We start from the raw sequence: 25,234 nt of genomic DNA, 5'->3' as shown, positions 1-25,234 counted from the left end.
CTATCGGTAACAAAAATCTCCATGGGCTGTTAACACTTATTAATATCTCAAGTATAGTTGGGATTCATATGTTAAATTTGGTGGCTATATGGACCTAAAAATTCTACGTTACTTCCTGACCGTTTCAAACACTAACAATATTACCAAGGCTGCGGATTTGCTACACATTACGCAGCCAACATTAAGTCGCCAGCTAATAATGCTTGAACAGAGCCTTGGTGTGGAGTTGTTCGAAAAAAATGGCAGGGCAATGACCCTCACACCAGAAGGTAAATTATTAAAGAGTCGCGCCAGAGATATTTTGGATCTTGCTGCACTAACAATAAAAGAACTAACCGAAAAGAATGTTTTAGTTTCTGGTGAAGTTACCATTGGAATAGTGGAGTCACAGGGTAGCGAATTACTTTTAGACTTAATTAAACCCTTCTCTTTATCTTACCCTAACGTCAGGTTTAACTTCTATTCTGGCGTAACAGAATATATCATCAAAAAAATGGATGAAGGAGAGGTTGATATTTGTGTGTTATTAGACCCGGTTGATACATTAAGTTATAACGTCATAAGATTACCCACATATGAAGAATGGGGTGTGCTGCTACCCGTCGACGATCCTTTAGCCAAAAAGGAAAAAGTTGAAATGAAAGATCTGATCCATCAGCCACTGATGCTTCCAGCGAGGCCTTCTGTTATTAATGAAATAGAAAACTGGTTTGGCCGCTCGAAATATCATATTAATATATTAGGAACCTACAACAGTCTTGTCATACCTATTCAAAGCGTCAGGAAAGGTATTTGTTACGTGGTATGTATTGATAGCCCACTTGTACGTAATGTGAATGGATTAACTTTTCGGCAGTTTAACCCGATAAGGCGTACACAAAGCCTGGTTCTATGGAAAAAAGGCCGTATATTTAATACCGCAACAGATTTATTTGTTAAAACGATTTCACGCTATCTGAACCAACCTGAATACTAATAGCCAACGTCTAACGATTAATGTCAGGGTGATTTAACCGGACAAACAGCCAAAACATGAACTCTTTATCTTCATTATAGTTGTGATATCCATCACATTATTTAAAGGAGGTTGAATTCTTATGCTGTAAAAGTAGCATCTGGATCTCGTTTTATGATTATGGACATACTGAAATCGACCAGTAACAGTAGTTTATGCAAAAGCGAAAAAAACAAACCCGATGATTATCAAGAGGTTTTGTTGCTGTGTCATTACGATTACCATGCCTGTGAGGCATAGTAATGCATAGTTTAAAGGTATTTGATTCAATATTTTTCAACTGTTAGATTCCCAGCATCAAAAACTGGAGAATCTTAATGAGCGGTAAATACCATAATCTGATAACCTCTATAATTTCTCATATTGGCGGGATTGGGAATGTAAAAGATTTAACCCATTGCCAAACTCGGTTGAGATTTGTTTTGGTTGATAATAATATTGACATTGCTAAATTGAAATCCCTTGAAGGGGTAATCAATGTCATTATGAGTGGAGGTCAGTGCCAGGTGGTTGTCGGCACTCATGTTAAGGATGTTTTTGATGCATTTAATGACGCGTACCCAGCACGCAGCTCCAGCAGTTCTAATATATCCACATCGAAGAATAGAAAAATAAGTTTAAGTTCAGTTATGGACTTTATCTCTGGAACATTCAACCCTCTCATACCCGCTATTTCCGGGGCAGGGATGGTAAAAGCATTGCTGGCTTTACTTGTCGTGTTTAACCTTATTGGTAAGGAAGAGAAGACCTATGTAGTTATAAACTTTATGTCTGACGCTGTTTTTTACTTTTTGCCAATTTTACTTGCCTATAATGCGGCATCAAAATTAAAGTGCAATCCAATACTTGCCGCAGTGCTTGGTGGTATTTTACTTCATCCTCAATTTGTCCAGTTACGATTGACAGGCGATCCAATAGAGATTTTTGGGTTGCCTGTTAGGCTCGTAAACTATGGTTCCTCTGTTGTTCCAATTTTACTCATTGTTTGGCTACAGTCATTTGTTGAACGTTTTTTGAATACAATAGTGCCTAATGCCATCAAGATTATCTTTGTCCCTATGTTGACTCTGATGTTTGTCGGTATTATAGGGTTAACGCTGCTTGGTCCACTGGGAGGGTATATTGGAGATTATATTGCATTAGCTTTTGTGGGTTTACAATCTGTCGGTAGTTGGACAGTGCTTTTCCTTGTAGCAACACTTTGGCCAATATTAGTTATGTTTGGCATTCATTTTAGCATTACGCCACTTTCTATTGCACAACTTACAACATTAAAAGTCGAAAATATTATTGGTCCAGGTGCGATGATAGCCAATATCAGTCAGGCCGTTGCTGCGCTGGTTGTTGGTTTTAGAACTCAGGAGAATACTACTCGTCAAATCGCACGTTCTTCAGGAATCACTGCACTAATGGGGATTACAGAGCCTGCACTCTATGGTGTAAATTTACCAAAAAAATACCCGTTAATCGCTTGTATGACAGGAGCCGCTTGCGGTGGTTTATATGCCGGGATTACAGATGTGTATCGTTATGCCGTGGGATCATCGGGACTTCCAGCTCTGCCTTTATATCTTGGCGAGAACCTGTGGAACATCTTTAATATTCTTATTGCATTACTTATTTCCGTTATAGTAACGGCTATCCTTACCTATATTCTTAGTCTGAAATACGAACCGGCTTCAGTGTGTACCGGTAATGCTGAAGCACCTGCAGAATCGCACATTTCAGCAGAAAAAAATAATATAGAAGGGATAATGAATCCAATAAAAGGGAATGTAATCCCATTAGAAGAAGTAGAGGATGAAGTTTTCTCTTCCGGTGCCCTTGGAAAAGGATTAGCCATCGTTCCTGTTGAAGGAAAGGTATTGGCACCATTTGACGGTACCGTTGTTTCAGTTTTCCCGACTTTACATGCTATCTGTCTGGAATCAAATAATGGTGTTGAATTATTGATCCATGTAGGTATTGATACCGTGTCATTGAAAGGGGCGCCCTTTAAGTCTTACATTGAAAAAGGACAGAAGGTGACTTCAGGACAACTCATGATTGAATTTGATATTGGGGCGATTAGCGCAGCCGGTCTTTCTCTGCACACCCCTGTTATTATTACTAATCTTGAAGAAACTTCAGAGCTTGAATATACACAAGACCAACACAAGGTAATTGACGCCACGAAAAAGATAATGAGCGTCAAGTTATAAATGTATTCCGAATCAATAATATTAAGGGCTTAATATGCTATACAAAAATCTTAAAGTTTTTCCGAATGAATTTTTATGGGGAGCATCGACTTCAGCTTTCCAGGTTGAAGGAGGGTGGAATTGCGATGGCAAAGGTCCTTCGGTCCAGGATGCCCTTGGTGCCCGGCATGCTGACATTACCGATTTTACTGTAGCGAGCGATCATTATCATCGCTATAAAGAAGACGTTCGTTTATTTGCTCAAATGGGATTAAAAAGTTATCGTTTTTCAGTTTCATGGTCGAGAGTATTGCCTCAGGGGCAAGGTGAAATAAACGAGAAAGGGGTTGATTTCTATAATAATTTAATTGATGAGCTGTTGCGTTACAATATAGAGCCTATATTGACTCTGTATCACTTTGACTTGCCATTGAAACTTGAAGAGCAAGGTGGATGGAGTTCAAGAAAAACCATTGATGCATTTATAGAATACGCGAGATTGATATTTGATCGTTTTGGTGACCGGGTAAAATATTTTTTAACTATAAACGAACAAAACGTAATGATTTTACACGGTAATGCCATTGGAAAAAAACATAACAGCAAAAAACACGCTTACCAGGAAGCACACCATATGTTTGTAGCACAGGCAGCAGTGATGAAACTGTGCCACGAACGTGTGCCTGAGGGTAAGATTGGACCGGCACCAAATATTATATCGGTATACCCAGCGTCCTGCCATCCAGAGGATATTATTGCAGCAGACAACTGGATGGCAATTCGTTGTTGGCTTTATCTTGATATGGCAGTTTATGGCCAATATAACAGCCTCGCCTGGTCATATTTATGTGATCGAGGTTATCAGCCTGATGTCCTGGAGGGAGATGATGAAATACTGAAGAATGCTAACCCTGATTTCATTTCTATTAATTATTATGCCACAATGACGGTCAGTGCGAGTCGTAATGATGGTCATGATATTACCTTCCGCGAAGGTGATCAGCAGATCACCTATGGTGAGGAAGGTATTTATCGGGCAGCAGTTAACCCTTATCTCGAGAAAACAGATTATAACTGGCTGGTCGACCCTATAGGTTTTCGCACGACTTTAAGAGCCGTATGGGATAAATATCGATTACCCATCATGATCTCTGAAAATGGGTTAGGTCAACATGATTGTCTTGTAAATGGTAAAATTGATGATCAATACCGCATTGATTATTTACAAAAGCATATTGAACAAATGCAGCTTGCAATAACCGATGGTGTAGAAATTTTCGCTTATTGTCCCTGGGCCGCTATAGACTTAATCAGCACCCATCAAGGCTATGGCAAGCGGTATGGATTTATATATGTTGATCGTGATGAATTTGATCTTAAAGAGCTCGCCAGAATCCCGAAAAAAAGCTTCTGGTGGTATAAAGATGTGATTAGCAAGAATGGCTTGTCCAGGCCCTGAATTATTTATTTGATTAATTATAAAGTATACCCCATCTGGTTAACCTAAAAATTAGATGGGGGGATGCTGTTTATCTTTTATTTAACAGATGATAGTGTTCATAAATACTTATTGTTAACGCTTGGCAAACAACAATAAAATCAAAATCACAAGGGTACTAATTGATGGCAATCAAGAACAGCCTTACAAAACTTATATGTATTTCCGCACTTCTACTAGTTAATGCTTATGCTATTTCTGCACCGACTCTTTCGCCGGAGGATATTGATGCAATTGTTCGGAAGTTAAAGGAAGAGTTATCGAACGACGATAAGTTAAAATTCAAAGAGAATGACAACAAAAAATTAATTGCGAATAAAATAACGACAGGTGAACCATTATCCGCCTCGACGAATGAGGCAGGTACATTTAATAATATGTCGGATAGTGAATTCCACGATCTTGCGTTAAAGATTAAGAAGGAAATAGGGTTTAATTATTCCGGTTATTTTCGTGCAGGAATGGCAACAACAACCAATGGTGGTCCGAAAGACTATGCCATTGGTAGTCTTGGACGATATGGTAATGAAAACACGGGGTGGTTTGATCTCACCTTTACACAGCGAGTGTTTAAAGATCAAACTAGAGAGGCTGAAGCAATCGTTACTCTGGACGGTAATGTTAGCCAGTCAAATTCCAGTGGATGGTTCGATACACCCTCTGAGAAGGGCAGTTATCTACAATTTTCAGATATGTATCTAAAAACCACGGGTTTTATACCACCAATTCCTGATGCAATATTGTGGGTTGGTAAGCATAAAATTGCTAAACGAGAACTCCAGATGCTTGACTGGAAATATCATAATGCAGTAACCGCAGGCGGTGTAGGCTTAGAAAATATCACATTGCCTGTTGGTAGTTTGGATATTGCATTACAACGTCAGGATAAGGATGCTGCTGATGAAACAGTCAACACGAATTTCATTGATTTTCGTTATAATAAAATACCTGTATCTCATAATAAGACATTGGAAATAGATGGTAAATATCATATGGCAAATAAAACAGATAGCCAGAATGATATCGAATTTAAAGATGCTGCAATGGGAACTATCACTTTAACCACACAACATGATGATGGTGGTTTCAATGAATTTGGGTTTCAACTTGGTAATAATTCGATTGCTAGTAGCATGGCTAAAATAAATGACTCAGAACCGGGCTATTTGTATATACCAGGCAGTGCCAGTGGCTATACATGGCGCTTTATCACACAAGGGGAAAATTATTTATCCCCCAATATAATAATGGCCAGCACAGTAGTTGCTGGGATGGCTAAAAATATTCATACCATTGAAGATAAACATCCACACTCTGACTCGGAATTTTTGCGTGCAGTGGTTCGGCCAGCCTGGATTTGGGATCAGTATAATCAAACAGGAATAGAGTTGGCTTATTTTAATCAAAGAAATACTAATATCGACGGAACTCTTCGAGAATCAGGCTATAAAGCAACAGTTTATCATGCACTTAAAGTTGCAAATAGCATGTTAAAATCACGCCCGGAAATTCGCTTCTATACCACCTATATGGATGCAATTCATAACGAAATTACTAATTTCAGTTTCAATGACGATAAAAGCCGTCAGTTAAGCTTTGGCGTTCAGGCAGAATTGTGGTGGAGATGAACGGCCTATATATTTTTCACATTTTTATAACAATGATTATTCACTGTAAAAATTCACTGGCCATCCAATACATCCGATAATTGAATGGAGGCCAGTCTCTTAACAGAAGGTAACCGGCATCATGTAACTCAGTAGCCAGCCGTTCGTGGTAAACACCGGTGGCCTCCATCACCACATGAACTTCTTCCGGACCGCAGTGCTGGAGCCTGAGCCAGCGAAGTATATTTTCAACTGAATTGCCCACGTCGTGCCAGAAGCGTAACTAATAACGCCAGAAGCCCGCAAATATTGATGCTTCGTTTCGCCAGGATGCTTACACTTACACTCAAACCAAAAAAAAGCCCCTGCGCGAAAGCAGGGGCAAGCCATGTCAGAGCTTATTTTTTATTAGTTAAATACCATCCCGCCGTCGATCAGCAATGACTGACCGGTCATGTAATCAGAATCCGGGCTGGCAAGATAGGAGACGCAGGCGGCGACATCTTCCGGCTCGGATAGCCGACCGAGGGTGATGCGTTTGGCGAACTCGGCGGTACCGTAGCCCAGCGGTTTACCGGCGGCTTCTGACACCTGGCGGTCAATTTCGGCCCACATCGGCGTTTTGACAATCCCCGGGCAGTAGCCGTTGACCGTGATGCCCAGCGGCGCGAGGTCGCGAGCGGCGGTCTGGGTTAAGCCGCGCACCGCGAATTTACTGGAGCTATACACCGCCAGCTCCGGGTTGCCGACGTGGCCGGCCTGGGAGCAGGCGTTGATGATTTTCCCGCCGTGCCCCTCTTTCTTAAAGGCTTCGACCGCCGCCTGAATGCCCCAGATCACCCCTTTGACGTTGATGTTGTAGACTTTATCGACAATTTCCGGGGTAATGGACTCGATCGGCGTGGACGGCGCCACGCCGGCGTTGTTGACGATGACGTCGAAGCCGCCCAGCGTTTTGCGCGCCTGTTCGACGGCGGCGAACACCTGATCGCGGTCGGAGACATCCACTTTCACCGCCATGGCGCGGCCGCCGGCCTGGTTGATTTCGGAGGCGACCGCTTTGGCGGTGGCGTCGTTATAATCGGCAATGGCCACGGCAAATCCATCCTTCACCAGACGAAGGGCGATAGCTTTACCAATCCCCTGGCCGGCGCCGGTAACAAGTGCGACTTTTTTCATTTTCCTTTCCTTATTGTGATGACTTACAGAATCTGACTCAGATGCAGCTGGCCCATCAGCAGCGGGTTATCGCGATAATCCACCGGAATGGCCACCACCGCCGGGCCGTCGACGTCCATCGCCGCGCGCAGGGTCGGCTCCAGCGCCTCGGCGCTTTCCACGGCAAACCCTTTGGCGCCGAAGGACTCGGCATAGGCTTTAAAATCCATCGGCCCGAACTCGACGCCGGACAGGCGCTGATATTTTTTCTCTTCCTGGATGGCCACCATGTTGTAGCCGTTATCGACCCAGATCAGGTGCAGCACGTTGGCTTTCAGGCGGACAGCGGTCTCCAGCTCCATGCTCGACTGCAGGAAGCCGCCGTCGCCGGAGACGGAGACCACTTTGCGCTCAGGATTGACCAGCCAGGCGCCGATGGCCCAGGGCAGGGCGACGCCCATGGTCTGCTGGCCGTTGGAGATCATCACCTGACGGGCGCGGAAGCTGTACAGGTAGCGGGCAATCCAGATATGGAAGCTGCCCATGTCCACGGTCAGCGTGACGTCGCTGTTGACGATATCCTGCATGGCGCGAACGATGCGCAGCGGATGCAGAGCAAACTGATTCAGCTGCGCGCCGCGGCGGTCCAGCAGTTCGCGCTGGTGCTGGCGGTCGCGGAGGATCTCCGCCGCCTGCGGGGAGAGCACCAGCCGGCGATCGATATTTTGCGCCAGCTTGTTGAGGGTGCCGGCGATATCGCCCACCAGCTCGACGTCCGGGGTGTAGTTGCGCTCTTCATAGGCGGGCAGGACGTCGATATGCACCAGCGTCGCGTTGCCGCTGTTCCACATCGCCGGTTCATATTCCACCGGGCTGTAGCCGATGCAGATCACCAGGTCGGCGAGCTGCAGCAGACGGTCCCCGGCCTGGTTGTTAAACAGCCCGACCCGGCCGGCGAAGCGAGAGAAGTTATCCTGATTCACCGCCCCGGCGGCCTGATAGGTGCTGGTGACCGGAATATGGCTGGCCTCCAGCAAACGGCGCAGCGCCGCGCTGTTCTCCGGCTGGCTGGCCATCAGGCCGAGCAGGAAGATCGGGTTTTTCGCCTGAGCGATAAGCTTCGCCACCTGGTCGATGGCGGCATCCGGCGCGGCGCCCATCTGCGGGGCCCCGCTGGCCGGCAGTACTTTGCCGCTGACCGGGCCATCGACCACATCCTGCGGCAGGCTGACGAACGCGCTGCCCGGGCGGCCCTGCTCGGCGGCGCGGAAGGCGTTGGAGACCACTTCCGCCAGCGCGTCCGGCGCGGTCACCTCGACGGCGTATTTCGTCACCGGGCTGAACATCGCCACCGTATCCATACTCTGGTGGACCTGTTTGGCTTTATCGGCGCGTTTCACCGCGCCGCCCAGGGCCACCACCGGGTCGCCTTCGCTGTTGGCGGTGGCCATACCGGTGATCAGGTTGGAGCAGCCCGGGCCGGAGGTGACCAGCGCCACGCCGGCTTTACCGGTAATGCGCCCGACGGCGGCGGCCATAAACGCGGCGTTGGCTTCGTGGCGTACCGGAATAATGCGAATGGAGGAATCCAGCAGTGAGTCGAATACCTTGTCGATTTTGGCGCCAGGGATGCCGAACACCTGACGTACCCCCTGGGCTTCCAGCTGGCTGACGACGAGATCGGCGCCGTGCGCCCACTGGCGTACCGGATACTGTTTGTCCATGTGACCCCCTTAACTTTCTACGGAACGGATGGCGGCATCGAGATTATCGGGATGCAGATTGGCCTGCAGGAACGCGCTGTCGGCGGGCAGGTCGATCATCAGCTTGTGAATTTCGCCGAAGGTCAACACTCCGTGGTCGAGCTGGTAATCCAGCAGGTGACCGCCGCCTTTGCGGTCATCGGTAATAAAGTGCTCGTGATACCCGGCGACGTTGATCCCCTGCATATGCTGCGGGGTACGGAAGCCGACCAGTACCCCTTCGCGCTGGTTAAAGCGGAACACCGGCTGATCGTCGAGGACGTCGGTCATCGCCCGGTACGGCGGCGTCTGGCGAGGCACGGTGCGGGTATGGGCATGGCGGAAATGGCCATCGATGCGCAGGGCGCAGAACAGGTTGTCAGAGGGAATTTGCTGGTCGATCACCTCGTGCAGCTGCTGGCGGCTCACCGGGTGGTCGAAAGTTTTCCGGTACTGCGGCTGGAACCAGGTCATCACCGCGAACGGCGTTTTCTGCTCCGGCTGCGCTTTGCGTGCGCTGCCGTCGGCCCGCAGCTGATAGACCTGACTGCTGAAGGCGATCAGCTCCCCGTCCAGCTCATTAAAGGTGCCGAGACCGAAATCGCCGTGCTTCAGCAGGTCGGCGATGGTGGTGCTCCCTTCGTAAACCCCGCTCAGCAGGGCGCTCATAAGCGATGTCTGATAGAGCACGCTCTCGGGATGCTGCGCGGAAAACGCCCGCAGGGTTTCGCATAGACTCTCTTCGCAGGTGCATTCAGCAGAATGATTCATATACCACTTCCTCGTTCAATAAATATAAGAAAGGTTAAATAAATGTTGACCCGATTCAGCTCACAGTTCCAATATAGAAACCATGCTGGTTTGAGACGTTTTCGATATGGAACTTCGTTATCTTCGCTATTTTGTCGCCGTCGCCAGGACGCGGCACTTCACCCAGGCCGCCAAGGAGCTGGGTATTTCACAGCCTCCGTTAAGTCAGCAAATTCAGCGGCTTGAGCGCGAGGTGGGGACCCCGCTGTTTCGGCGTTTGACCCGCGGGGTGGAGCTCACCGAGGCCGGTGAGTCGTTCTATGAGGATGCCCGTCAGATCCTCGCCATGAGCGATGCGGCGCTGGAGAAGGCCAAGGGCATTGCCCGCGGGATGAACGGCAGCCTGTCGCTAGGCATTACCAGTTCTGATGCTTTCCACCCGCAAATCTTCACGCTGCTGCACCGTTTTCAGCTAGACCACCCCGGGGTGACCCTGCACCAGATGGAAGACAACATGGCCAATCTGATGACCGCCCTGAGCGAGGCCGAGCTGGATATTGCCTTCGTCCGTCTGCCGTGCGAGAGCAGTAAGGCCTTTAATCTGCGGATTATCGATGAGGAGCCGATGGTTATCGCGCTGCCGCGCGATAACCCGCTGGCGACGCAGCCGACCCTGGCCCTGGAGCAGCTGCGCGACGTGGCGCCGATCCTCTTCCCGCGGGAAGTGGCTCCGGGGCTGTATGAGCTGGTGTACAACAGCTGCCTGCGCGCCGGCATCGATATGGAGCGCGCCTGGCAGTCGTCGCAGATTTCGTCGTCGCTGAGCATGGTCAATGCCGGGTTCGGCTTCGCGCTGGTCCCGCAGTCGATGACCTGCATCCAGCAGCCGAACGTCAGCTATCACCCGCTCAGCGGGGCGCCGCTGAAGACCGATATCGCCATCGCCTGGCGGCGCTTCGAGCGCTCGCGCACGGTGAAACGCTTTCTGGCGATGTTCTGATCTTCGCGACGCCTGCGGCTTACTGCGCCACCCAGCCGCCGTCCATGTTCCACGCCGCGCCGCGCACCTGGGCGGCGGCGTCGCTGCACAGAAACAGCGCCATTTCGCCCAGTTGCTGCGGGGTGACAAACTCCCCGGAGGGCTGCTTTTCCGCCAGCAGCTGGGCGCTGGCCTGCTCCGGGTCGACCCCCTCGGCGATGCGCTTATCGATCTGCTGCTGCACCAGCGGAGTCAGCACCCAGCCGGGGCAGATGGCGTTGCAGGTGATGCCGCTGCGCGCGGTTTCCAGGGCCACGGTTTTGGTCAGGCCGACCACCGCGTGCTTGGCGGCGACATAGGCCGATTTCTCTTTCGACGCCACCAGGCCATGCACTGAAGCAATGTTGATGATGCGCCCCCAGTTGCGCTGGCGCATGCCCGGCAGCGCCAGGCGAGTGGTGTGGAAGACGCTGGAGAGATTGATCGCGATGATGTCGTTCCATTTGTCCACCGGGAACTGCTCCACCGGGGCCACGTGCTGGATGCCGGCGTTATTGATCACGATATCGACGCCGCCGAAGGTGCTTTCGGCATAGCGCATCATCGCCTCGATCTGCCCGACGTCGCGCAGGTCGGCGTCGTGATAGCCGGGGATCTTGCCCAGCGCGGCGACTTCAGCCCGGGCGTGGCTGCTGTCGCCGAAGCCATTGAGCACCAGCTGGGCGCCTGCCTGCGCCAGCACTTTGGCGATCCCTAAGCCGATGCCGCTGGTGGAGCCGGTGACCAGCGCTGTTTTACCGTTTAAATTCATCATATTTCTCCTTCAGTCGGGTCTCAGACAATGCCGGTCACATAGAACGTGGCAATGACAAACAGTACCGCGAGGCTTTTGATCACCGTGATGGCGAAAATGCCGCCGTAGGCCTGGCGATGGCTCAGGCCGGTGATCGCCAGCAGGGTGATCACCGCCCCGTTATGCGGCAGGGTATCCATGCCGCCGCTGGCCATGGCGGCGACGCGGTGCAGGACCTCAAGCGGAATATTGGCGGCGTGGGCGGCGGCGACAAAGGTCTCGGACATCGCCGCCAGGGCAATGCTCATTCCCCCGGAGGCCGAGCCGGTGATCCCGGCCAGCACCGTGACGCTGATCGCCTCGTTTAACAGCGGATTGGGAATAGCCGCGAGGGCTTTCGACAGCACCAGGAAACCCGGCAGGGCGGCGATAACCGCGCCGAAGCCATACTCAGAGGCGGTGTTCATCGCCGCGAGAATAGCCCCGCCCACCGCCGTCCGGCTTCCTTCCGCCAGCCGGCCGCGAATATTGCGGTAGCCGCAGACCAGTACCAGCACAATGCCGGAGAGCAGCGCCGCCTGTACCGCCCAGATGGCGGTGATTTTCCCCACCTCGGTGACCACAGGCTTCGCCAGACCCGGGAGGGTGAGCTCATGGCTGGCGCCGTACCACTGCGGGATCCAGTGGGTAAACAGCAGATTCAGCACCCCCACCAGCAGCAGCGGGGCGATAGCGATCAGCGGATGCGGCAGGTTGATGTCATCCGGGGTCTCCGGCTCATTTTGCAGGTCGGTCCCATAGCCTTCGCCGCTGGCCTGCGCTTTGCGGCGCTGGCGCTCCAGCCACAGCAAACCGAAGAGGATAATGAACAGCGAGCCGATAAGCCCCAGCCACGGGGCCGCCCAGGCGTTGGTGCCGAAGAAGCTGGTGGGAATAATATTCTGGATCTGCGGCGTGCCGGGCAGGGCGTCCATGGTAAACGAGAAGGCCCCGAGGGCGACGGTGGCTGGGATCAGCCGTTTGGGGATCCCGCTCTGGCGAAACAGCTCGGCGGCGAAAGGGTAGACGGCAAAGGCCACCACAAACAGCGACACCCCGCCGTAGGTCAGCAGGGCGCACACCAGCACGATCACCGGGATCGCATGGCGGCGTCCAAGGATGCGGATGGCGGCGGCGACAATCGACCGCGAGAATCCCGACAGCTCAATCAGCTTGCCGAATACCGCGCCCAGCAGAAACACCGGGAAATAGAGCTTCACAAAGCCGACCATTTTTTCCATAAACAGGCCGGTAAAGGCCGGGCCGACCGCGCCCGGGTCGGTGAGCAGCACCGCGCCGAGGGCGGCGATCGGCGCAAAGAGGATCACGCTGTATCCACGGTAGGCTGCCAGCATCAGTAATGCCAGCGCGGCCAGGGCTATTATCACACTCATCACGACGTCTCACTCTCATTGTTATTGTAGGGGTACAGAACGAGATACTAGGGTTTCAGGGCGAAGCGCAGCTGGTGTTCCCGGCGCGACTGGATGCGCTGGCGCCGGGCCTCGTCCCAGCGGTAAAAGCCTTGCCCGCTGCGGGCGCCGGTGTCGCCTCGCGCCACTTTCTCCGCCACCAGCGACATCATCTCGGTGCCGCTGGCCAGCTCCGGCAGCAGGTGCTGGCAGATATCCTGGACCGTCGCCAGGCCGGTCATGTCCGCTGCCTCCAGCGGGCCGACCATCGCATAGCGGCGGCCCAGCGAGGCGCGCATCACCTGGTCCACCACCTCCGGGGACGCGATGCCGCTGTGGACGATATGCAGCGCTTCGCGCAGCAGGGCGAACTGCAGCCGGTTGCCGACAAAGCCCGGCGCGGCGCGGTTGAGCACCACCGCTTCCAGCGCGCAGGCGGCGCAAAAGTCGCTCACCTGGCGCGCCAGATGAGGCAGGGTGGCGCTCCCGGGCACCACTTCCACCAGCGGGATCAGGTGCGGCGGATGCCAGAAATGGGCGATCAGTAGCCGTTCCGGGAGGCGCATGCCCTGCGCCAGCTGATCCGGCGGCAGGCCGCTGGTGTTGCTGGCGATAATCGCCTCGTCAGCGATCAGCGTTTCCAGTTCGGCATACAGGGCGTGCTTCAGCCCCAGCCGTTCGGGGATCGCTTCAATCAGCAGCGTGGCGTCCGCCAGCGCTTGCAGCGCCGGGGTAGGGGTTAAACGGCTCAGCACGGCGTCGCGGTCGGCGGGATCCTGCTGACCGCTCGCCTCCAGCTCGCGCAGGATCGCCCCGGCCACCGTGGGTACCTCGGCGAGACGTTGCGGATCGGTGTCATACAGGCGGACGGGGTGACCGTAACGGGCGAAATGGCAGGCAATGCCGACGCCCATCAGTCCGGCGCCGAGTACCGCCAGGCGTGGTGTAAACATAGTGGCTCCTGTTAACGTTGAAGGGTCATGGCGATGCCCTGTCCGCCGCCGACGCACAGGGTGGCCAGCCCTTTGCTGGCGCCCCGGCGCTGCATCTCATGCACCAGGCTGACGAGGATCCGGCAGCCGGAGGCGCCGATGGGATGGCCAAGGGCGATGGCGCCGCCGTTAACGTTGACCTTCTCGCTGTCCCATTCGAGCAGCTGGCCGACGGCCAGCGCCTGGACGGCAAAGGCCTCGTTGGCTTCGATCAGATCCACCTCGTCCAGCGTCCAGCCGGCGCGCTGCAGCGCCTGGCGGCAGGCGCTCACCGGGCCGATGCCCATCACCGACGGGTCGACCCCGGCGACCGCCGCGCTGACAATGCGCGCCAGCACCGGCAGCCCAAGCTCGTGCGCTTTATCGACGCTCATCAGCAGGACCGCCGCAGCGCCGTCGTTCAGCGATGAGGCATTCCCGGCGGTGACGCTGCCGTCAGCCGGGCGAAACGCCGGGCGCAGCTGGGCCAGCTGCTGCTCGCTGGTCTCCGGGCGCGGTTGCTCATCGTCGGTCACGACACGCGGCGGCTTTTTGCCCTGCGGGACGCTGACCGGGACGATCTCCTCGCGAAAGCGTCCGGCGGCGATAGCGGCCGCCGCTTTGCGCTGGGAGCTGGCGGCGAAGGCGTCCTGGCGCTCGCGGCTGATGTCGAAGGCGTCGGCAAGGTTCTCGGCGGTAATGCCCATGTGGTAGTCGTTAAAAGCGTCCCATAGGCCGTCCTGGAGCATGCTGTCCTGCAGGCTGGCATGGCCGAAACGCAGGCCGTCGCGGGCGCCATTCATCAGATAGGGAGCATTGCTCATGCTCTCCTGGCCGCCGGCGATAACGATCTCGGCGTCGCCGCAGCGGATCGCCTGCACCGCCTGCTGAACCGCTTTCAGCCCTGAGCCGCACACCAGATTGACGGTGACCGCTGGAGTGTCCACCGGCAGGCCGGCCCGCAGCGCGGTCTGGCGCGCCGGGTTCTGCCCGCAGCCGGCGGTGAGCACCTGGCCGAAAATCAGTTCATCGACCGCTGCGGCGGGCAGCTGGCAGCGTTCAAGCAGGCTGCGCACCACTGCCGCGCCGAGGTCGACGGCGGAAAGCGGGGCGAAGGCGCCGCGAAAGCTGCCGACCGGGGTGCGTACGGCAGCAACTATGGCAATATCGGTCATGGTCTCTCCTTAGCTGAAGCGCATTTCGCGCACGTCGTCGGCGACGATCAGCCGTCCCGCCGTTTTACGCATCACTTCGTCGGGGCTGACCCCCGGGGCCACTTCGCGCAGGACAAACGCCCCGTCGACAATGTCCAGCAGGGCCAGGTCGGTGAGCACCCGGCGAATGCAGCCCACGCCGGTGAGCGGCAGGGTGCACTGCGGCAGCAGTTTGGATTCGCCGTTCTTTGAGGCGTGGGTCATCACCACGATGATGTTCTGCGCGCCGGCCACCAGGTCCATGGCGCCGCCCATCCCCTTGACCATTTTTCCGGGGATCATCCACGAGGCGATATTCCCTGCGACGTCGACCTCAAAGGCGCCAAGAACCGTAAGATCGACGTGGCCGCCGCGGATCATGGCGAACGACTGGGCCGAATCGAAGATCGCCGCCCCGGTTTGCGCGGTGACGGTCTGTTTGCCGGCGTTGATCATGTCGGCGTCGAGGGTTTCCTCATCGGGAAACTCGCCCATCCCCAGCAGGCCGTTCTCCGACTGGAGCATCACTTCAATGCCGGCGGGAATGTAATTGGCCACCAGCGTCGGGATACCGATCCCGAGGTTGACGTAGTCGCCGTCGCGCAGCTCCTGGGCGACGCGCATCGCCATTTGTTCGCGGGTTAACATCTCAGTGCCCTCCGGCGCGCAAGGTGCGCTGTTCAATGCGTTTTTCGAATTGCCCGACGATCAGCCGGTCGACATAGATCCCCGGGGTGTGAATGGCGGAGGGCGGCAGTTCGCCCGGCGGCACAATCTCTTCCACCTCCACCACCGTAATGCGCCCGGCGGTGGCCATCAGCGGGTTGAAATTCTGTGCGGTATGGCGATAAACCACATTGCCGTACCAGTCAGCCTTCCAGCCCTTCACGAGGGCGAAATCGCCGCGAATAGCTTGTTCAAGAATGTAATTTTTACCCTCGAACTGGCGCACCTCTTTGCCTTCGGCGACCGGCGTGCCATAGCCGGTGGCGGTGTAAAAGCCGGGGATCCCGGCGCCGCCGGCGCGGATTTTTTCCGCCAGCGTTCCCTGCGGGGTGAGCTCTACCGCCAGCTCGCCGCTCAGCACCAGCTGTTCAAACAGCGCGTTTTCCCCGACGTAAGAGGCCACTACCTTGCTGACCTGGCGCGACTCCAACAGCATGCCGAGACCGAAGCCATCGACGCCGCAGTTGTTGGAAACCACCGTCAGCCCCTTCACCTGGCGACGCTTCACCTCGGCGATCAAATTCTCGGGTATACCGCACAGGCCGAAGCCGCCGGCGAGCAGCGTCATGCCGTCCGTTAACCCTTCCAGCGCCGCTTCGTAGCTGGCGACGCGTTTATCCAGTCCTGCCATCTTGTCTCTCCTGCCTTGCGATACCCTTATCATTGGCGCGGGCGACTGATTTGATAATTTTGAATTTGTGACTCACTCATTTGGAAATTTAATTAATTTCCTGTTAACTAATTTCTTTCAATTAGTTAACAGGATGAAAAATGAGAATGAGTGTCAAACAGTTACGCGCGTTTTTAGCGGTAGCTCACACTCTCAATTTCGCCCACGCCAGCGAAAGGCTGAATCTGTCGCAGCCAGCGCTCAGCCTGACCATCAAAGGGTTGGAGGAGGCGCTGGGGGGCGCGCTGCTGCAGCGCAGCACCCGCAAAGTGACCCTCACCCAGGAGGGGGAACTCTTTCTGCCGATGGCCCGTCAACTGCTGGCCGACTGGGATAACGTTGAGGAGGCGATGCGCCAGAGCTTTACCCTGCAGCGCGGCAAAATCTCGGTCGCCGCGATGCCGTCGTTCGCCGCCAACGTTCTGCCGGAGGCGCTGAAAGCCTTCCGCGACCGCTATGCCGGGGTGAACGTCACGGTGCATGATGTGATCAATGAGCAGGTAATCGAGATGGTGCGTGAGGGGCGGGTAGAGATGGGCATCGCTTTCGAGCCATCGCCCAACCACAACCTGCTGTTTACCCCGCTGGCGGTGGACCGCTTCGTGGCGATCGTTCCCCGGCAATCGCCGCTGGCGAAGAAAAAAAAGCTCACCTGGCAGGAGCTGTTAACTCTCGACTTTATCACCCTCCAGCGTCCCTCGGCGGTGCGCCTGATGCTGGAGGAGGCGCTGGCGCGCAGCGGGCGTCAGCTGGACGTGGCGCTGGAGAGCCACCAACTGGTGACGGTGGGGAGGATGGTAGCCAGCGGTCTGGGAGGCAGCGCGGTGCCGGCGCTATGCAAAACGCAGATGACCTCGCTGGGGGCAGTGTGCATTCCGCTCAGCGATCCGCCGATTGAAAAGTGCGTTGGGGCGATCCATGCCGGACATCTGCCGCTGTCGAAGGCGGCGCAGGCGCTGCTGGATACGTTGAAAGGGTATTTACCCACCTGAGGGGGCGTGGGGAAAAAAAACCGGCCCGCAGGCCGGTTTGATAATCAGATTTTGCAGGCGTCGCCGCAATCGTCATCGGCAACGATCGCCTGGGCTTTTTTGTCCGCTTCTTCCAGACGCTCCGCGTTGCGCTCTTCCGCTTCATCCAGGCCACTGAAGACCAGGTTGTCGAGATCAATTTCCATAAGTTACCTATCGTTGCTGGTTTTGAATCAGCGTCAAGTATAGGGCATAACCGCCTGCGGAGGTAACCGCTCTTCGCGCCGAACGCACAGAGCGTTAAGTCCGCCGGCAGCAGATAAAACCCACCATAAATAACCGTTGACAGGATGGCGTTAGCTTTAAATATCTCCACCAGAATAATTTCCTGCCTAAATATTAAATGAAAGGACAACGAAGGTGTAATTAAGCATTGACGAATGGCTTTTATGTTAATATGGCCGCGATTATGGATGAATCTATGGATCTTAATCAATGGAACATACTGTTACAGGCGCCATCAAAGAATGGCGTAAACATAATAAAGTGATCGGTCAGGTCAAAATAAGCTATAAAAAATTCTTACGAAAATGCAGAGAGCTCTCGCTCGCAGGAGGTAAATACAGAGAATATCAAGGACTTTGCGCCAAATATCAGTGCGCACGATTGACCGCCGTGACCCAGGGACTGGTGCCTTTCGAGGATAAACCCTTTAAGGCCTATCTTAATAAACGGATGTCAAAACGGCGCAAGCTGGATATTGCCCACGGTTCGCTGAATTTTATCGAGAAAACGTTTCAGCCCGATGTGCTGCCGCAGCTCTATAACGTGGCGGATTTTGGCCGGACGATGTTTGCTATTCCTCTGAAAAATGGCGAAAAGCTTGACGTTAAGCTGCTGGCATCGCCGTTTCAGGAGGAGGGTGAGCTGATGCTGCAGCTGTTTCTCGGCGACCGGCGCGTTTATAGCGTCTGTTTTTCCTGTACCGACGATGGCCGCGCTTATATCGGCGGAATACAGGGCGGGAAAGATATCACCAATGATGAGGTGAAGGTGCTGACCAAAGAGCTGCATGGCGCGCGGCCGAAAAATATCATCATGAGCGTGCTGTATGGTTTCCTGCGTTATTTCGGCATCACTACGGTCTACGCGATCGATTCCGATTACCACGTGAAAAGCGATCTGGTGAAAGCCAGTTATTCATCGCTGTGGCTGGAAATGGGCGGAGAGAAACAGGCTCGCGGCTGGTATAAACTGCCGGCGCAGGAGATCAAAAAAAGTCTTGAAGAGGTAAAAAGTAAACACCGCAGCCAGTTTATTAAGCGCGAAGGTGTCAAAGAGCTGATTCAGCTCGAAATGGCGAACGCTCTGCGGCAAATAACCTTGAATCCGCAGATGAATTAACGCCTTTCCCACGTCAGGCAGGCAGCAGGGGGCTGTTGTCCGCCTGACGATATCCTTTCTTTACTGGCCGCTCTCGCCGATCGGCGGCGACACCGAGTTGGTGAGCAGCGGGGCGCTGCGCCACCACACTATCAGCGCGACCAGCGCGATAACGCTCAGCACGCCGAAGGCGGTAGCAAAAGAGTAGCGCCCGGCGATAGCGCCGGTTAACGCCGGACTCATCGCCGCCCCGGCGCCCTGCATTAGCATCACCACGCTTTGTCCGGCGTTAACGTGCCCGCTGCCGCGCAGCAGCGAGACGATAAAGCTGGGCACCGCCACCCCCAAAATCCCTGCCGCCAGACCATCAAGAATTTGCACCGGGACCATCATCGCCGGGGCGTCGCTGGCGGCCGCCAGCGCCGCGCGGATGGGCATGATCAGCAGCGCCAGCAGAATGCATCGCCAGTAACTATATTTGTCGATGCTGCCGGCGACCCGGATGGCCACCGGGATCATTACCACCTGCGAAATAATCACCGTGGCGGCGGCAAACAGCCCCGGATTGAGGTGTCCCGGCGCGGTGGCGATCCGCATGCTGAGCATCGGCAACAGCGCGGCGTTGGCGAGATGGAACAGCATCAGGGTCACGCCGGCGATCAGCAGCGGCGTATGGCGGAACAGGATGGCAAACCCAGGCAGTGCGGGCGGGATTGCCGACTCGAGGCCGCGGGCGGCGTCATCGTCAATATCGCTGCTGCGGATTGCCAGCAGGGCGATCAGGGTAAACAGGGTGGTACAGGCCATCAGGATGAAAATGCCGCCGATGCCCCAGTACCAGGCGATGGCCCCGGCAATCAGCGCGGTTAAGAAATTCCCCGCGTGGTTGAAGGCTTCGTTTTTTCCCATCTGAGCGCTAAAGCCGCGCTGTCGGGTCAGCCCAAGAGTGATCCCGGCGATTAACGGTCCGACAAAGGCCGCGCAGATCCCGCTGGCAACCTGTGAAAGAGCCACCACGCTGGTCTTCTGACTGAACCAGAGCAGCAGGGTGGTCAGGGTGATCGCCAGGCAGACCCCGGCCAGCAGCACGCGCTTATGCCGCGAGGTGTCGGTGATGAAGCCCGCGGGCAGGGTCGCCAGCAGGCCGGCCACGCCGCCGACGGTCATCAACAGGCCGATGTCCTCCGCCTGCCAGTGACGCTGGGTGAGAAAGATCCCCAGAAACGGGCCGAGGCCGTCGCGAACGTCGGCGATAAAGAAGCTGGTCAAACATAAAGCCCGCAGTGAACGAAGCGACATTTTCTTCCTTTAGCATGAACGATCCGCGGATCAGCGGCGGACCAGGGCGGTCATGGCGTGCGCCACGAATAATAGCCGGGATCGGACCCGGCAGAGAGCCTCATTCTTTATCGCACCGTTCGATGAAACCAAAATGTCACCCAGTCGTCGGGTAACGTGGCAATGCAACATACCTGCTCGTCGCGGCTTCCGCCAGAGGCCTACGAAAGTTCTGTATCAGGGCAACCGCGCCGCTCTCAGCGTTCGTCTGCCTTAACGATCTGCAGCGCGGCGGGATTCGCCACGCTGCCGCTGGCGGTGACGAACCCGGGATGGACGGCCTCGCCGCTGGCGCTGTCCACCAGCGCAATATGCGGCGCGCTGTGCAGCACCTGCTGGTGGCCCCATTCCATCAGGGCGAACAGCACCAGCGCCAGGCTACGGCTTTTTTCGGTGAGAACATATTCATAGCGCTCGCGAGCCCCCGCTTCCCGATAGGGGACTTTGCGAAGCAAGCCCATTTCGGTCATGGTTTTCAACCGGGTGGTGAGCGTCTGGCGGGTGATATGGGTATGCGCCTGCATCGTTTCAAAGCGCGTCACGCCGTAAAACGCCTCGCGGAGGATCAGCAGCACCCAGCGGTCGCCCAGTATTTTGGCTCCTTCCGCCAGGCCGCACAGCTCAGGATCGAGGTAGGGCAATGATTTATTTTTTGACATCGTGAGATTGGCCTTCTACTCTGAGTTTGAAATTTAGACTTAGATGCTAAGGAGCATAGCGTGCCATTTGTTAACGTGCAAACCATTAAAGGGATCATGACCGCGGAACAGAAAAGTGAGCTGCTGCGGCGGATGACCGATCTGCTGGTGGAGATTGAGGGGCAGGGCGATCCGCAGTTCCGCCAGTCGGTGTGGATCCGCATTGATGAACATGACCCGGAGCAGTGGAGCCTGGGGGGCGTCCAGCCGACGGCCGCGATGATTGCGGCTAAATTCGCCGCGGCGCGGCGCGACTGATTTCCTGAAAAAAGCGGGCTGCGAAGCCCGACCCGGCGATCTGGCGCAGAAGAGGGCCAGGTCGCCGGGTAATATTGCTATTAGCTATGGTGCAAAAGCGTATTTTGCGGCTAAGGTAACGGTCAGGGAACCCAACAAACAGGGCGCGATGCCAGACGACCCGCCTGGCGCCACTCTCAAACTGGTGAAAACAACGGATGTCTAGCGAACAGATGCTGCCGCTGGCGGCGCAGAACAACAATATCATCCGCCTGGCCGTCGCTCAGGCGCTGGCCGGTGCCAACTCGGTGGTGTTCTACGCCACTGGCGCTATCGTCGGCAATACCATCGCCCCCAGCCCGTCGCTGGCCACGCTGCCGATCACCCTGTTTGTGCTGGGGATGGCGGCCTCGATTCTGCCTTTCGGCGCGCTGGCGCGTAAGCGGGGCCGCAAAGCCGCGTTTATGGCCGGTACCGGCGCCGGGGTGGTTACCGGTCTGGCGGCCGCTCTGGCGGTGGTGCTGGGCTCTTTTCTGCTGTTTTGTTTCGCCGCGATGCTTGGCGGCGCCTATGCCGCGGTGGCGCTCAGTTTTCGCTTTGCCGCCACCGACGGCGTCGCTCCGGAACGTCGCGCCCGCGCGCTGTCGCTGGTGATGGGCGGCGGCGTGGCCGCCGGGATCATTGGCCCGATGCTGGTCACCGGCACCATGCACCTCTGGCCGACTTATACCTTCGCCTTCACCTTCCTCACTCAGGCGCTGGTGGCGGCGCTCGCCGCCATTCTGCTGGCAGGCGTGACGCCAGCAGAGCCCGCGGCGGCCAGCGTTCGCGGAGGGCGGCGGCTGCGCGAGATTGTCCGCCAGCCGGGCTTTGCCACCACGGTGTTCAGCGGCGCGGTGGCCTATATGGTAATGAATTTTCTGATGACCGCCGCGCCGCTCTCCATGCATATGCACGGCCTTTCCCAGCAGGCCGCCAACCTCGGGATCCAGTGGCATGTGATGGCGATGTACGGTCCGGGATTTGTCACCGGCCGGCTGATCCAGCGCTTCGGCGCAGCGCGCATGGCGGCGGCGGGATTGCTGATCACCGGCGCCTCGGTGGCGGTCGGTCTCAGCGGCGTCGGGGTGTATCATTACTGGCTGTCGCTGATTTTGCTCGGCATCGGCTGGAACTTTGGCTTCACCGGCGCCTCGGCGAAAATCATCGATTTCCACCGCCCGGAAGAGAAGACCCAGGTTCAGTCGCTCAACGATTTTCTGGTCTTCGGCGTGATGATCGTGGGTTCGTTTTCGTCCGGCGTTCTGCTCAACGCCTTCGGCTGGAACGCGGTGCTGTGGGGATCCCTGGCGCCGGTGGGGCTGGCGCTGTTCACCCTGCTGCTGCGCCCGTTATCGCCGCCCCGCGCTTAGCGTCTGGCCTGCCGCTGCGCGGGCCCTCGTTTTGTGCTTTTTAGCTATGCATTGCTGAAATTCATCTTAACCTGCGCGCGAATAAACGTCACACACGCTACATGCTGTAGTAATCTCTACATCATGACAATGCATCTCTTGATCCTTAACCTGACGACGTCTCAAGCCACGCTGCGCATGCGTGTCTGGCGAACCCTGAAGCAGAGTGGGGCGGCGGTCCTGCGCGACGGGGTCTACCTGCTGCCCGACGTGCGCCAGGGCTATGACATTTTCCTCAGCACCTGCCAGGCGATCCGCGCGGAGGGCGGGGCCGGGTATGTGTTTACGATTGAGTCGGCGGAAGAGGAGGCGCTCAGGCCGCTATTCGATCGTCGCGAACAGTATGATGCGCTGTTGCAGGATCTGCTGGCGCTGCAGGGGGCGTTATCCGCCGACGGACTGGCGGCTCAGCTCAAACAGCTGCGTAAAATTCAGCGTGACTACCAGCGGATCGCGGCTATCGATTTTTTCCCGGGGGCCGCCCGAGAGCAGGCCGCTGAGCGACTGGCCACCCTCGAGCAGGCGATTAATCAGCGGCTATCGCCGGACGAGCCGCAGGCGGTTGCGGGCGAACTGAGCCTTCTGGATAGAGAGGCCTTTCGCGGCCGTTTGTGGGCCACCCGCCGACGCCCGTGGGTCGATCGTCTGGCCAGCGCCTGGCTAATTCAGCGCTTTATCGACCCTGAGGCGCGATTCCTGTGGCTGGCCGCGCCTGAGGACTGTCCGGCGACGGCGGTTGGTTTTGATTATGACGGGGCGCCGTTCAGCCATGTTGGCACGCGGGTGACCTTCGAAGTTCTGGTCCGGCGCTTTGCTCTGGAGGCCGCGATCCCCGACGCTCTGGGCCGGCTGATCCACTTCCTGGACGTCGGTGGGCTATCCACCCCGGAGGCGGCGGGGGTGGAAAGCATTCTTGCAGGGCTGCGGGAAACCATTACGGACGATGACCAACTGCTGGCGGCAGCCTGCTCGCTGTTCGACGGCTTACTGAAGTCCTGTGAAATGAGGTCTGGTAATCATGAGCAAAACGGTGGTTCTTCCGCAGACTGACAGCCCTTCCGTCGTCGCTTCCGTATCCTTCTGGCAGGCATTTCGCTTCTGGCTGAAGCTCGGCTTCATCAGCTTCGGCGGACCTGCCGGGCAGATCGCCATGATGCACCAGGAGCTGGTGGATAACCGACGCTGGATCTCGGAAGGGCGATTCCTGCACGCGCTCAACTTTTGTATGGTCCTGCCGGGCCCGGAGGCCCAGCAGCTGGCGACCTATATCGGCTGGCTGATGCATAAAACCTGGGGAGGCATCATCGCCGGGGTGCTGTTTATTTTGCCCTCGCTGGTGTTGCTCATCGCGCTGGCGTGGATCTACCTCGTCTGGGGAGATGTCGCGGTGGTGGCGGGGGTTTTTTATGGCATCAAACCCNNGGGGATTTTTTATGGCATCAAACCCGCCGTGGCGGCGATCGTGCTGCAGGCGGCGCACCGCATCGGCTCGCGGGCGCTGAAAAATGGCGCCTACTGGGCCATTGCCGCCGCAGCCTTTGTCGCTATTTTTGCGCTGAACGTACCTTTTCCGCTGATCGTCCTGACCGCGGCGATCGTCGGGTTTATCGGCGGACGGGTGGCGCCGGCGACCTTCGGCAAAGCCGACGCCCATCGCGCGCAGAGTCAGCCTGGCGGGGCAGCCATTATTGATGACGCGACGCCGATCCCAGCCCACGCCCTGTTCAGCTGGCGGCGCACTGCCCGGGTGCTGATCGCCGGGATACTGCTGTGGCTGGTGCCGATGGCCACCCTGGCGCTAATGCTGGGCTGGGCGCACCCGCTGACCCAGATGAGCTGGTTCTTTACCAAAGCCGCGTTGATGACTTTCGGCGGGGCGTATGCCGTCTTGCCTTACGTTTACCAGGGGGCGGTGACCCACTATGGCTGGCTGAGCGCAGGGCAGATGATGGACGGCCTCGCCCTGGGGGAATCCACCCCCGGACCGTTGATCATGGTGGTGACCTTTGTCGGGTTTGTCGGCGGCTACACCAAAGCGGTGTTGGGCGTTGATGATGTGCTGCTGGGGGGCATCGCGGCGGCGTGCCTGGTGACATGGTTTACCTTTTTACCCTCGTTTATCTTTATTCTCGCCGGCGGGCCGTTTATTGAAACCACGCATAATAAAATGGGATTTACCGCGCCGTTGACCGCCATTACCGCCGCGGTGGTGGGCGTTATCCTGAATCTGGCGCTGTTTTTTATCTGGCATAGCGTCTGGGGGCCATCCGGTTTCGACCCATGGTCTGCGGCCATTGCTCTCGCCACCGCCGGGCTGCTGTTTCGCTATAAGTGGAAGCTGACCTGGGTACTGGCCGCCGCCGCCTCGGTGGGGCTTATCGTCCATATGGCGGGACTGTCCGGCGCAGGGTGAGGTCGGCTTC

23 protein-coding genes and 1 pseudogene are annotated in these 25,234 nt (G+C 56.0%); 11 read left to right on the top strand and 13 right to left on the bottom strand.

Annotated elements, in window-relative coordinates:
* Positions 1–88: 88 nt before the first annotated feature.
* The 4 genes from KHQ24_RS22895 (at position 89) to KHQ24_RS22880 (ending at position 6,321) form a co-directional block, all read left to right on the top strand.
* Entirely contained in the window at positions 89–976 is an 888-nt protein-coding gene (locus tag KHQ24_RS22895) for a LysR family transcriptional regulator (protein WP_040241338.1), read from the top strand.
* 356 nt (positions 977–1,332) lie between these two features.
* Complete coding sequence (locus KHQ24_RS22890) at positions 1,333–3,216, top strand: beta-glucoside-specific PTS transporter subunit IIABC (protein WP_211777493.1); 1,884 nt, start codon at positions 1,333–1,335, stop codon at positions 3,214–3,216.
* A gap of 34 nt (positions 3,217–3,250) precedes the next feature.
* Positions 3,251–4,654, top strand: coding sequence for a glycoside hydrolase family 1 protein (locus KHQ24_RS22885; RefSeq protein ID WP_211777492.1), 1,404 nt, complete (start codon positions 3,251–3,253; stop codon positions 4,652–4,654).
* Between the two features lie 164 nt (positions 4,655–4,818).
* Positions 4,819–6,321 carry a carbohydrate porin gene (locus KHQ24_RS22880; RefSeq protein WP_049004054.1) on the top strand — a complete coding sequence of 501 codons (1,503 nt, stop codon included), beginning with the start codon at positions 4,819–4,821 and terminating at the stop codon, positions 6,319–6,321.
* Between the two features lie 109 nt (positions 6,322–6,430).
* Here the strand turns inward: KHQ24_RS22880 and KHQ24_RS24530 are convergent.
* The 4 genes and pseudogenes from KHQ24_RS24530 to budA form a co-directional block, all read right to left on the bottom strand.
* A pseudogene (locus KHQ24_RS24530) lies at positions 6,431–6,559 on the bottom strand (IS110 family transposase); the annotation flags it as partial.
* Between the two features lie 149 nt (positions 6,560–6,708).
* Complete coding sequence (locus KHQ24_RS22875; protein WP_004151179.1) at positions 6,709–7,479, bottom strand: (S)-acetoin forming diacetyl reductase; 771 nt, start codon at positions 7,477–7,479, stop codon at positions 6,709–6,711.
* Between the two features lie 23 nt (positions 7,480–7,502).
* On the bottom strand, positions 7,503–9,182 hold the full coding sequence (gene alsS / locus KHQ24_RS22870; RefSeq protein WP_004202990.1) for an acetolactate synthase AlsS: 1,680 nt from the start codon (positions 9,180–9,182) through the stop codon (positions 7,503–7,505).
* Positions 9,183–9,191: 9 nt separating this feature from the next.
* Entirely contained in the window at positions 9,192–9,971 is a 780-nt protein-coding gene (gene budA / locus KHQ24_RS22865; RefSeq protein ID WP_002908205.1) for an acetolactate decarboxylase, read from the bottom strand.
* 106 nt (positions 9,972–10,077) lie between these two features.
* On the opposite strand from budA, the gene KHQ24_RS22860 reads away from it, so the two are divergent.
* Positions 10,078–10,950 carry a LysR family transcriptional regulator gene (locus KHQ24_RS22860; protein WP_004145376.1) on the top strand — a complete coding sequence of 291 codons (873 nt, stop codon included), beginning with the start codon at positions 10,078–10,080 and terminating at the stop codon, positions 10,948–10,950.
* A gap of 19 nt (positions 10,951–10,969) precedes the next feature.
* On the opposite strand, the gene KHQ24_RS22855 is transcribed toward KHQ24_RS22860, so the two are convergent.
* Genes KHQ24_RS22855 through KHQ24_RS22830 form a run of 6 tightly spaced genes read right to left on the bottom strand, consistent with a single transcriptional unit; the run spans position 10,970 to position 16,694 of the window.
* Positions 10,970–11,740, bottom strand: coding sequence for a 3-hydroxybutyrate dehydrogenase (locus KHQ24_RS22855; protein WP_004202988.1), 771 nt, complete (start codon positions 11,738–11,740; stop codon positions 10,970–10,972).
* 23 nt (positions 11,741–11,763) lie between these two features.
* On the bottom strand, positions 11,764–13,158 hold the full coding sequence (locus KHQ24_RS22850; protein ID WP_196531944.1) for a GntP family permease: 1,395 nt from the start codon (positions 13,156–13,158) through the stop codon (positions 11,764–11,766).
* 44 nt (positions 13,159–13,202) lie between these two features.
* The gene (locus tag KHQ24_RS22845; RefSeq protein WP_192080364.1) at positions 13,203–14,126 is read right to left on the bottom strand and encodes a 3-hydroxyacyl-CoA dehydrogenase family protein; all 924 of its coding nucleotides are present in this window, start codon (positions 14,124–14,126) and stop codon (positions 13,203–13,205) included.
* A gap of 11 nt (positions 14,127–14,137) precedes the next feature.
* Entirely contained in the window at positions 14,138–15,319 is a 1,182-nt protein-coding gene (locus tag KHQ24_RS22840) for an acetyl-CoA C-acetyltransferase (protein ID WP_064188103.1), read from the bottom strand.
* Between the two features lie 9 nt (positions 15,320–15,328).
* Positions 15,329–15,985: a CoA transferase subunit B gene (locus KHQ24_RS22835; RefSeq protein WP_049003325.1), complete on the bottom strand. Its 657-nt coding sequence runs from the start codon at positions 15,983–15,985 to the stop codon at positions 15,329–15,331.
* Position 15,986: 1 nt separating this feature from the next.
* Positions 15,987–16,694: a CoA transferase subunit A gene (locus KHQ24_RS22830; RefSeq protein WP_211777491.1), complete on the bottom strand. Its 708-nt coding sequence runs from the start codon at positions 16,692–16,694 to the stop codon at positions 15,987–15,989.
* A gap of 140 nt (positions 16,695–16,834) precedes the next feature.
* Between KHQ24_RS22830 and KHQ24_RS22825 the strand changes: the two genes are divergently transcribed.
* On the top strand, positions 16,835–17,725 hold the full coding sequence (locus KHQ24_RS22825) for a LysR family transcriptional regulator (RefSeq protein ID WP_017899570.1): 891 nt from the start codon (positions 16,835–16,837) through the stop codon (positions 17,723–17,725).
* Positions 17,726–17,769: 44 nt separating this feature from the next.
* On the opposite strand, the gene KHQ24_RS22820 is transcribed toward KHQ24_RS22825, so the two are convergent.
* Positions 17,770–17,910, bottom strand: coding sequence for a hypothetical protein (locus KHQ24_RS22820; protein WP_002908189.1), 141 nt, complete (start codon positions 17,908–17,910; stop codon positions 17,770–17,772).
* A 289-nt stretch (positions 17,911–18,199) separates the two neighbouring features.
* Between KHQ24_RS22820 and KHQ24_RS22815 the strand changes: the two genes are divergently transcribed.
* Entirely contained in the window at positions 18,200–19,108 is a 909-nt protein-coding gene (locus tag KHQ24_RS22815; RefSeq protein ID WP_004202981.1) for a DUF535 family protein, read from the top strand.
* A 60-nt stretch (positions 19,109–19,168) separates the two neighbouring features.
* Here KHQ24_RS22815 and KHQ24_RS22810 read toward each other — a convergent pair whose 3' ends face one another.
* Positions 19,169–20,386, bottom strand: coding sequence for an MFS transporter (locus KHQ24_RS22810; protein WP_211777490.1), 1,218 nt, complete (start codon positions 20,384–20,386; stop codon positions 19,169–19,171).
* A 236-nt stretch (positions 20,387–20,622) separates the two neighbouring features.
* Positions 20,623–21,084 carry a winged helix-turn-helix transcriptional regulator gene (locus KHQ24_RS22805; protein WP_017899569.1) on the bottom strand — a complete coding sequence of 154 codons (462 nt, stop codon included), beginning with the start codon at positions 21,082–21,084 and terminating at the stop codon, positions 20,623–20,625.
* A 60-nt stretch (positions 21,085–21,144) separates the two neighbouring features.
* Here KHQ24_RS22805 and KHQ24_RS22800 point away from each other — a divergent pair, with 60 nt between their 5' ends.
* The 4 genes from KHQ24_RS22800 (at position 21,145) to chrA (ending at position 25,224) form a co-directional block, all read left to right on the top strand.
* On the top strand, positions 21,145–21,381 hold the full coding sequence (locus KHQ24_RS22800; RefSeq protein WP_004202976.1) for a tautomerase family protein: 237 nt from the start codon (positions 21,145–21,147) through the stop codon (positions 21,379–21,381).
* Positions 21,382–21,578: 197 nt separating this feature from the next.
* Positions 21,579–22,772, top strand: coding sequence for an MFS transporter (locus tag KHQ24_RS22795; protein ID WP_228298033.1), 1,194 nt, complete (start codon positions 21,579–21,581; stop codon positions 22,770–22,772).
* Positions 22,773–22,901: 129 nt separating this feature from the next.
* Positions 22,902–23,861, top strand: a complete 960-nt coding sequence (locus tag KHQ24_RS22790; RefSeq protein ID WP_114508226.1) for a chromate resistance protein ChrB domain-containing protein — start codon at positions 22,902–22,904, stop codon at positions 23,859–23,861.
* Positions 23,830–25,224, top strand: a complete 1,395-nt coding sequence (gene chrA, locus KHQ24_RS22785) for a chromate efflux transporter (RefSeq protein ID WP_211777489.1) — start codon at positions 23,830–23,832, stop codon at positions 25,222–25,224. The genes KHQ24_RS22790 and chrA overlap by 32 nt, the downstream gene beginning before the upstream one ends.
* The last annotated feature ends 10 nt before the right edge of the window (positions 25,225–25,234 follow it).

Origin of the sequence: Klebsiella sp. 54 (genome assembly GCF_018223875.1) — a bacterium.
In the GTDB taxonomy this organism is placed as follows: Bacteria; Pseudomonadota; Gammaproteobacteria; order Enterobacterales; family Enterobacteriaceae; genus Klebsiella; species Klebsiella quasipneumoniae.
The sequence above is the reverse complement of the archived record's forward strand: the minus strand, read 5'-3'. Positions and strand labels throughout refer to the sequence as shown.

Coding starts and splice junctions, on each gene's coding strand:
- KHQ24_RS22895 (WP_040241338.1), top strand. CDS start 89: ATGGACCTAAAAATTCTACGTTACTTCCTGACCGTTTCAAACACTAAC.
- KHQ24_RS22890 (WP_211777493.1), top strand. CDS start 1,333: ATGAGCGGTAAATACCATAATCTGATAACCTCTATAATTTCTCATATT.
- KHQ24_RS22885 (WP_211777492.1), top strand. CDS start 3,251: ATGCTATACAAAAATCTTAAAGTTTTTCCGAATGAATTTTTATGGGGA.
- KHQ24_RS22880 (WP_049004054.1), top strand. CDS start 4,819: ATGGCAATCAAGAACAGCCTTACAAAACTTATATGTATTTCCGCACTT.
- KHQ24_RS22875 (WP_004151179.1), bottom strand. CDS start 7,479: ATGAAAAAAGTCGCACTTGTTACCGGCGCCGGCCAGGGGATTGGTAAA.
- alsS (WP_004202990.1), bottom strand. CDS start 9,182: ATGGACAAACAGTATCCGGTACGCCAGTGGGCGCACGGCGCCGATCTC.
- budA (WP_002908205.1), bottom strand. CDS start 9,971: ATGAATCATTCTGCTGAATGCACCTGCGAAGAGAGTCTATGCGAAACC.
- KHQ24_RS22860 (WP_004145376.1), top strand. CDS start 10,078: ATGGAACTTCGTTATCTTCGCTATTTTGTCGCCGTCGCCAGGACGCGG.
- KHQ24_RS22855 (WP_004202988.1), bottom strand. CDS start 11,740: ATGAATTTAAACGGTAAAACAGCGCTGGTCACCGGCTCCACCAGCGGC.
- KHQ24_RS22845 (WP_192080364.1), bottom strand. CDS start 14,126: ATGTTTACACCACGCCTGGCGGTACTCGGCGCCGGACTGATGGGCGTC.
- KHQ24_RS22840 (WP_064188103.1), bottom strand. CDS start 15,319: ATGACCGATATTGCCATAGTTGCTGCCGTACGCACCCCGGTCGGCAGC.
- KHQ24_RS22835 (WP_049003325.1), bottom strand. CDS start 15,985: ATGTTAACCCGCGAACAAATGGCGATGCGCGTCGCCCAGGAGCTGCGC.
- KHQ24_RS22830 (WP_211777491.1), bottom strand. CDS start 16,694: ATGGCAGGACTGGATAAACGCGTCGCCAGCTACGAAGCGGCGCTGGAA.
- KHQ24_RS22825 (WP_017899570.1), top strand. CDS start 16,835: ATGAGAATGAGTGTCAAACAGTTACGCGCGTTTTTAGCGGTAGCTCAC.
- KHQ24_RS22820 (WP_002908189.1), bottom strand. CDS start 17,910: ATGGAAATTGATCTCGACAACCTGGTCTTCAGTGGCCTGGATGAAGCG.
- KHQ24_RS22815 (WP_004202981.1), top strand. CDS start 18,200: ATGGAACATACTGTTACAGGCGCCATCAAAGAATGGCGTAAACATAAT.
- KHQ24_RS22810 (WP_211777490.1), bottom strand. CDS start 20,386: ATGTCGCTTCGTTCACTGCGGGCTTTATGTTTGACCAGCTTCTTTATC.
- KHQ24_RS22805 (WP_017899569.1), bottom strand. CDS start 21,084: ATGTCAAAAAATAAATCATTGCCCTACCTCGATCCTGAGCTGTGCGGC.
- KHQ24_RS22795 (WP_228298033.1), top strand. CDS start 21,579: ATGTCTAGCGAACAGATGCTGCCGCTGGCGGCGCAGAACAACAATATC.
- KHQ24_RS22790 (WP_114508226.1), top strand. CDS start 22,902: ATGCATCTCTTGATCCTTAACCTGACGACGTCTCAAGCCACGCTGCGC.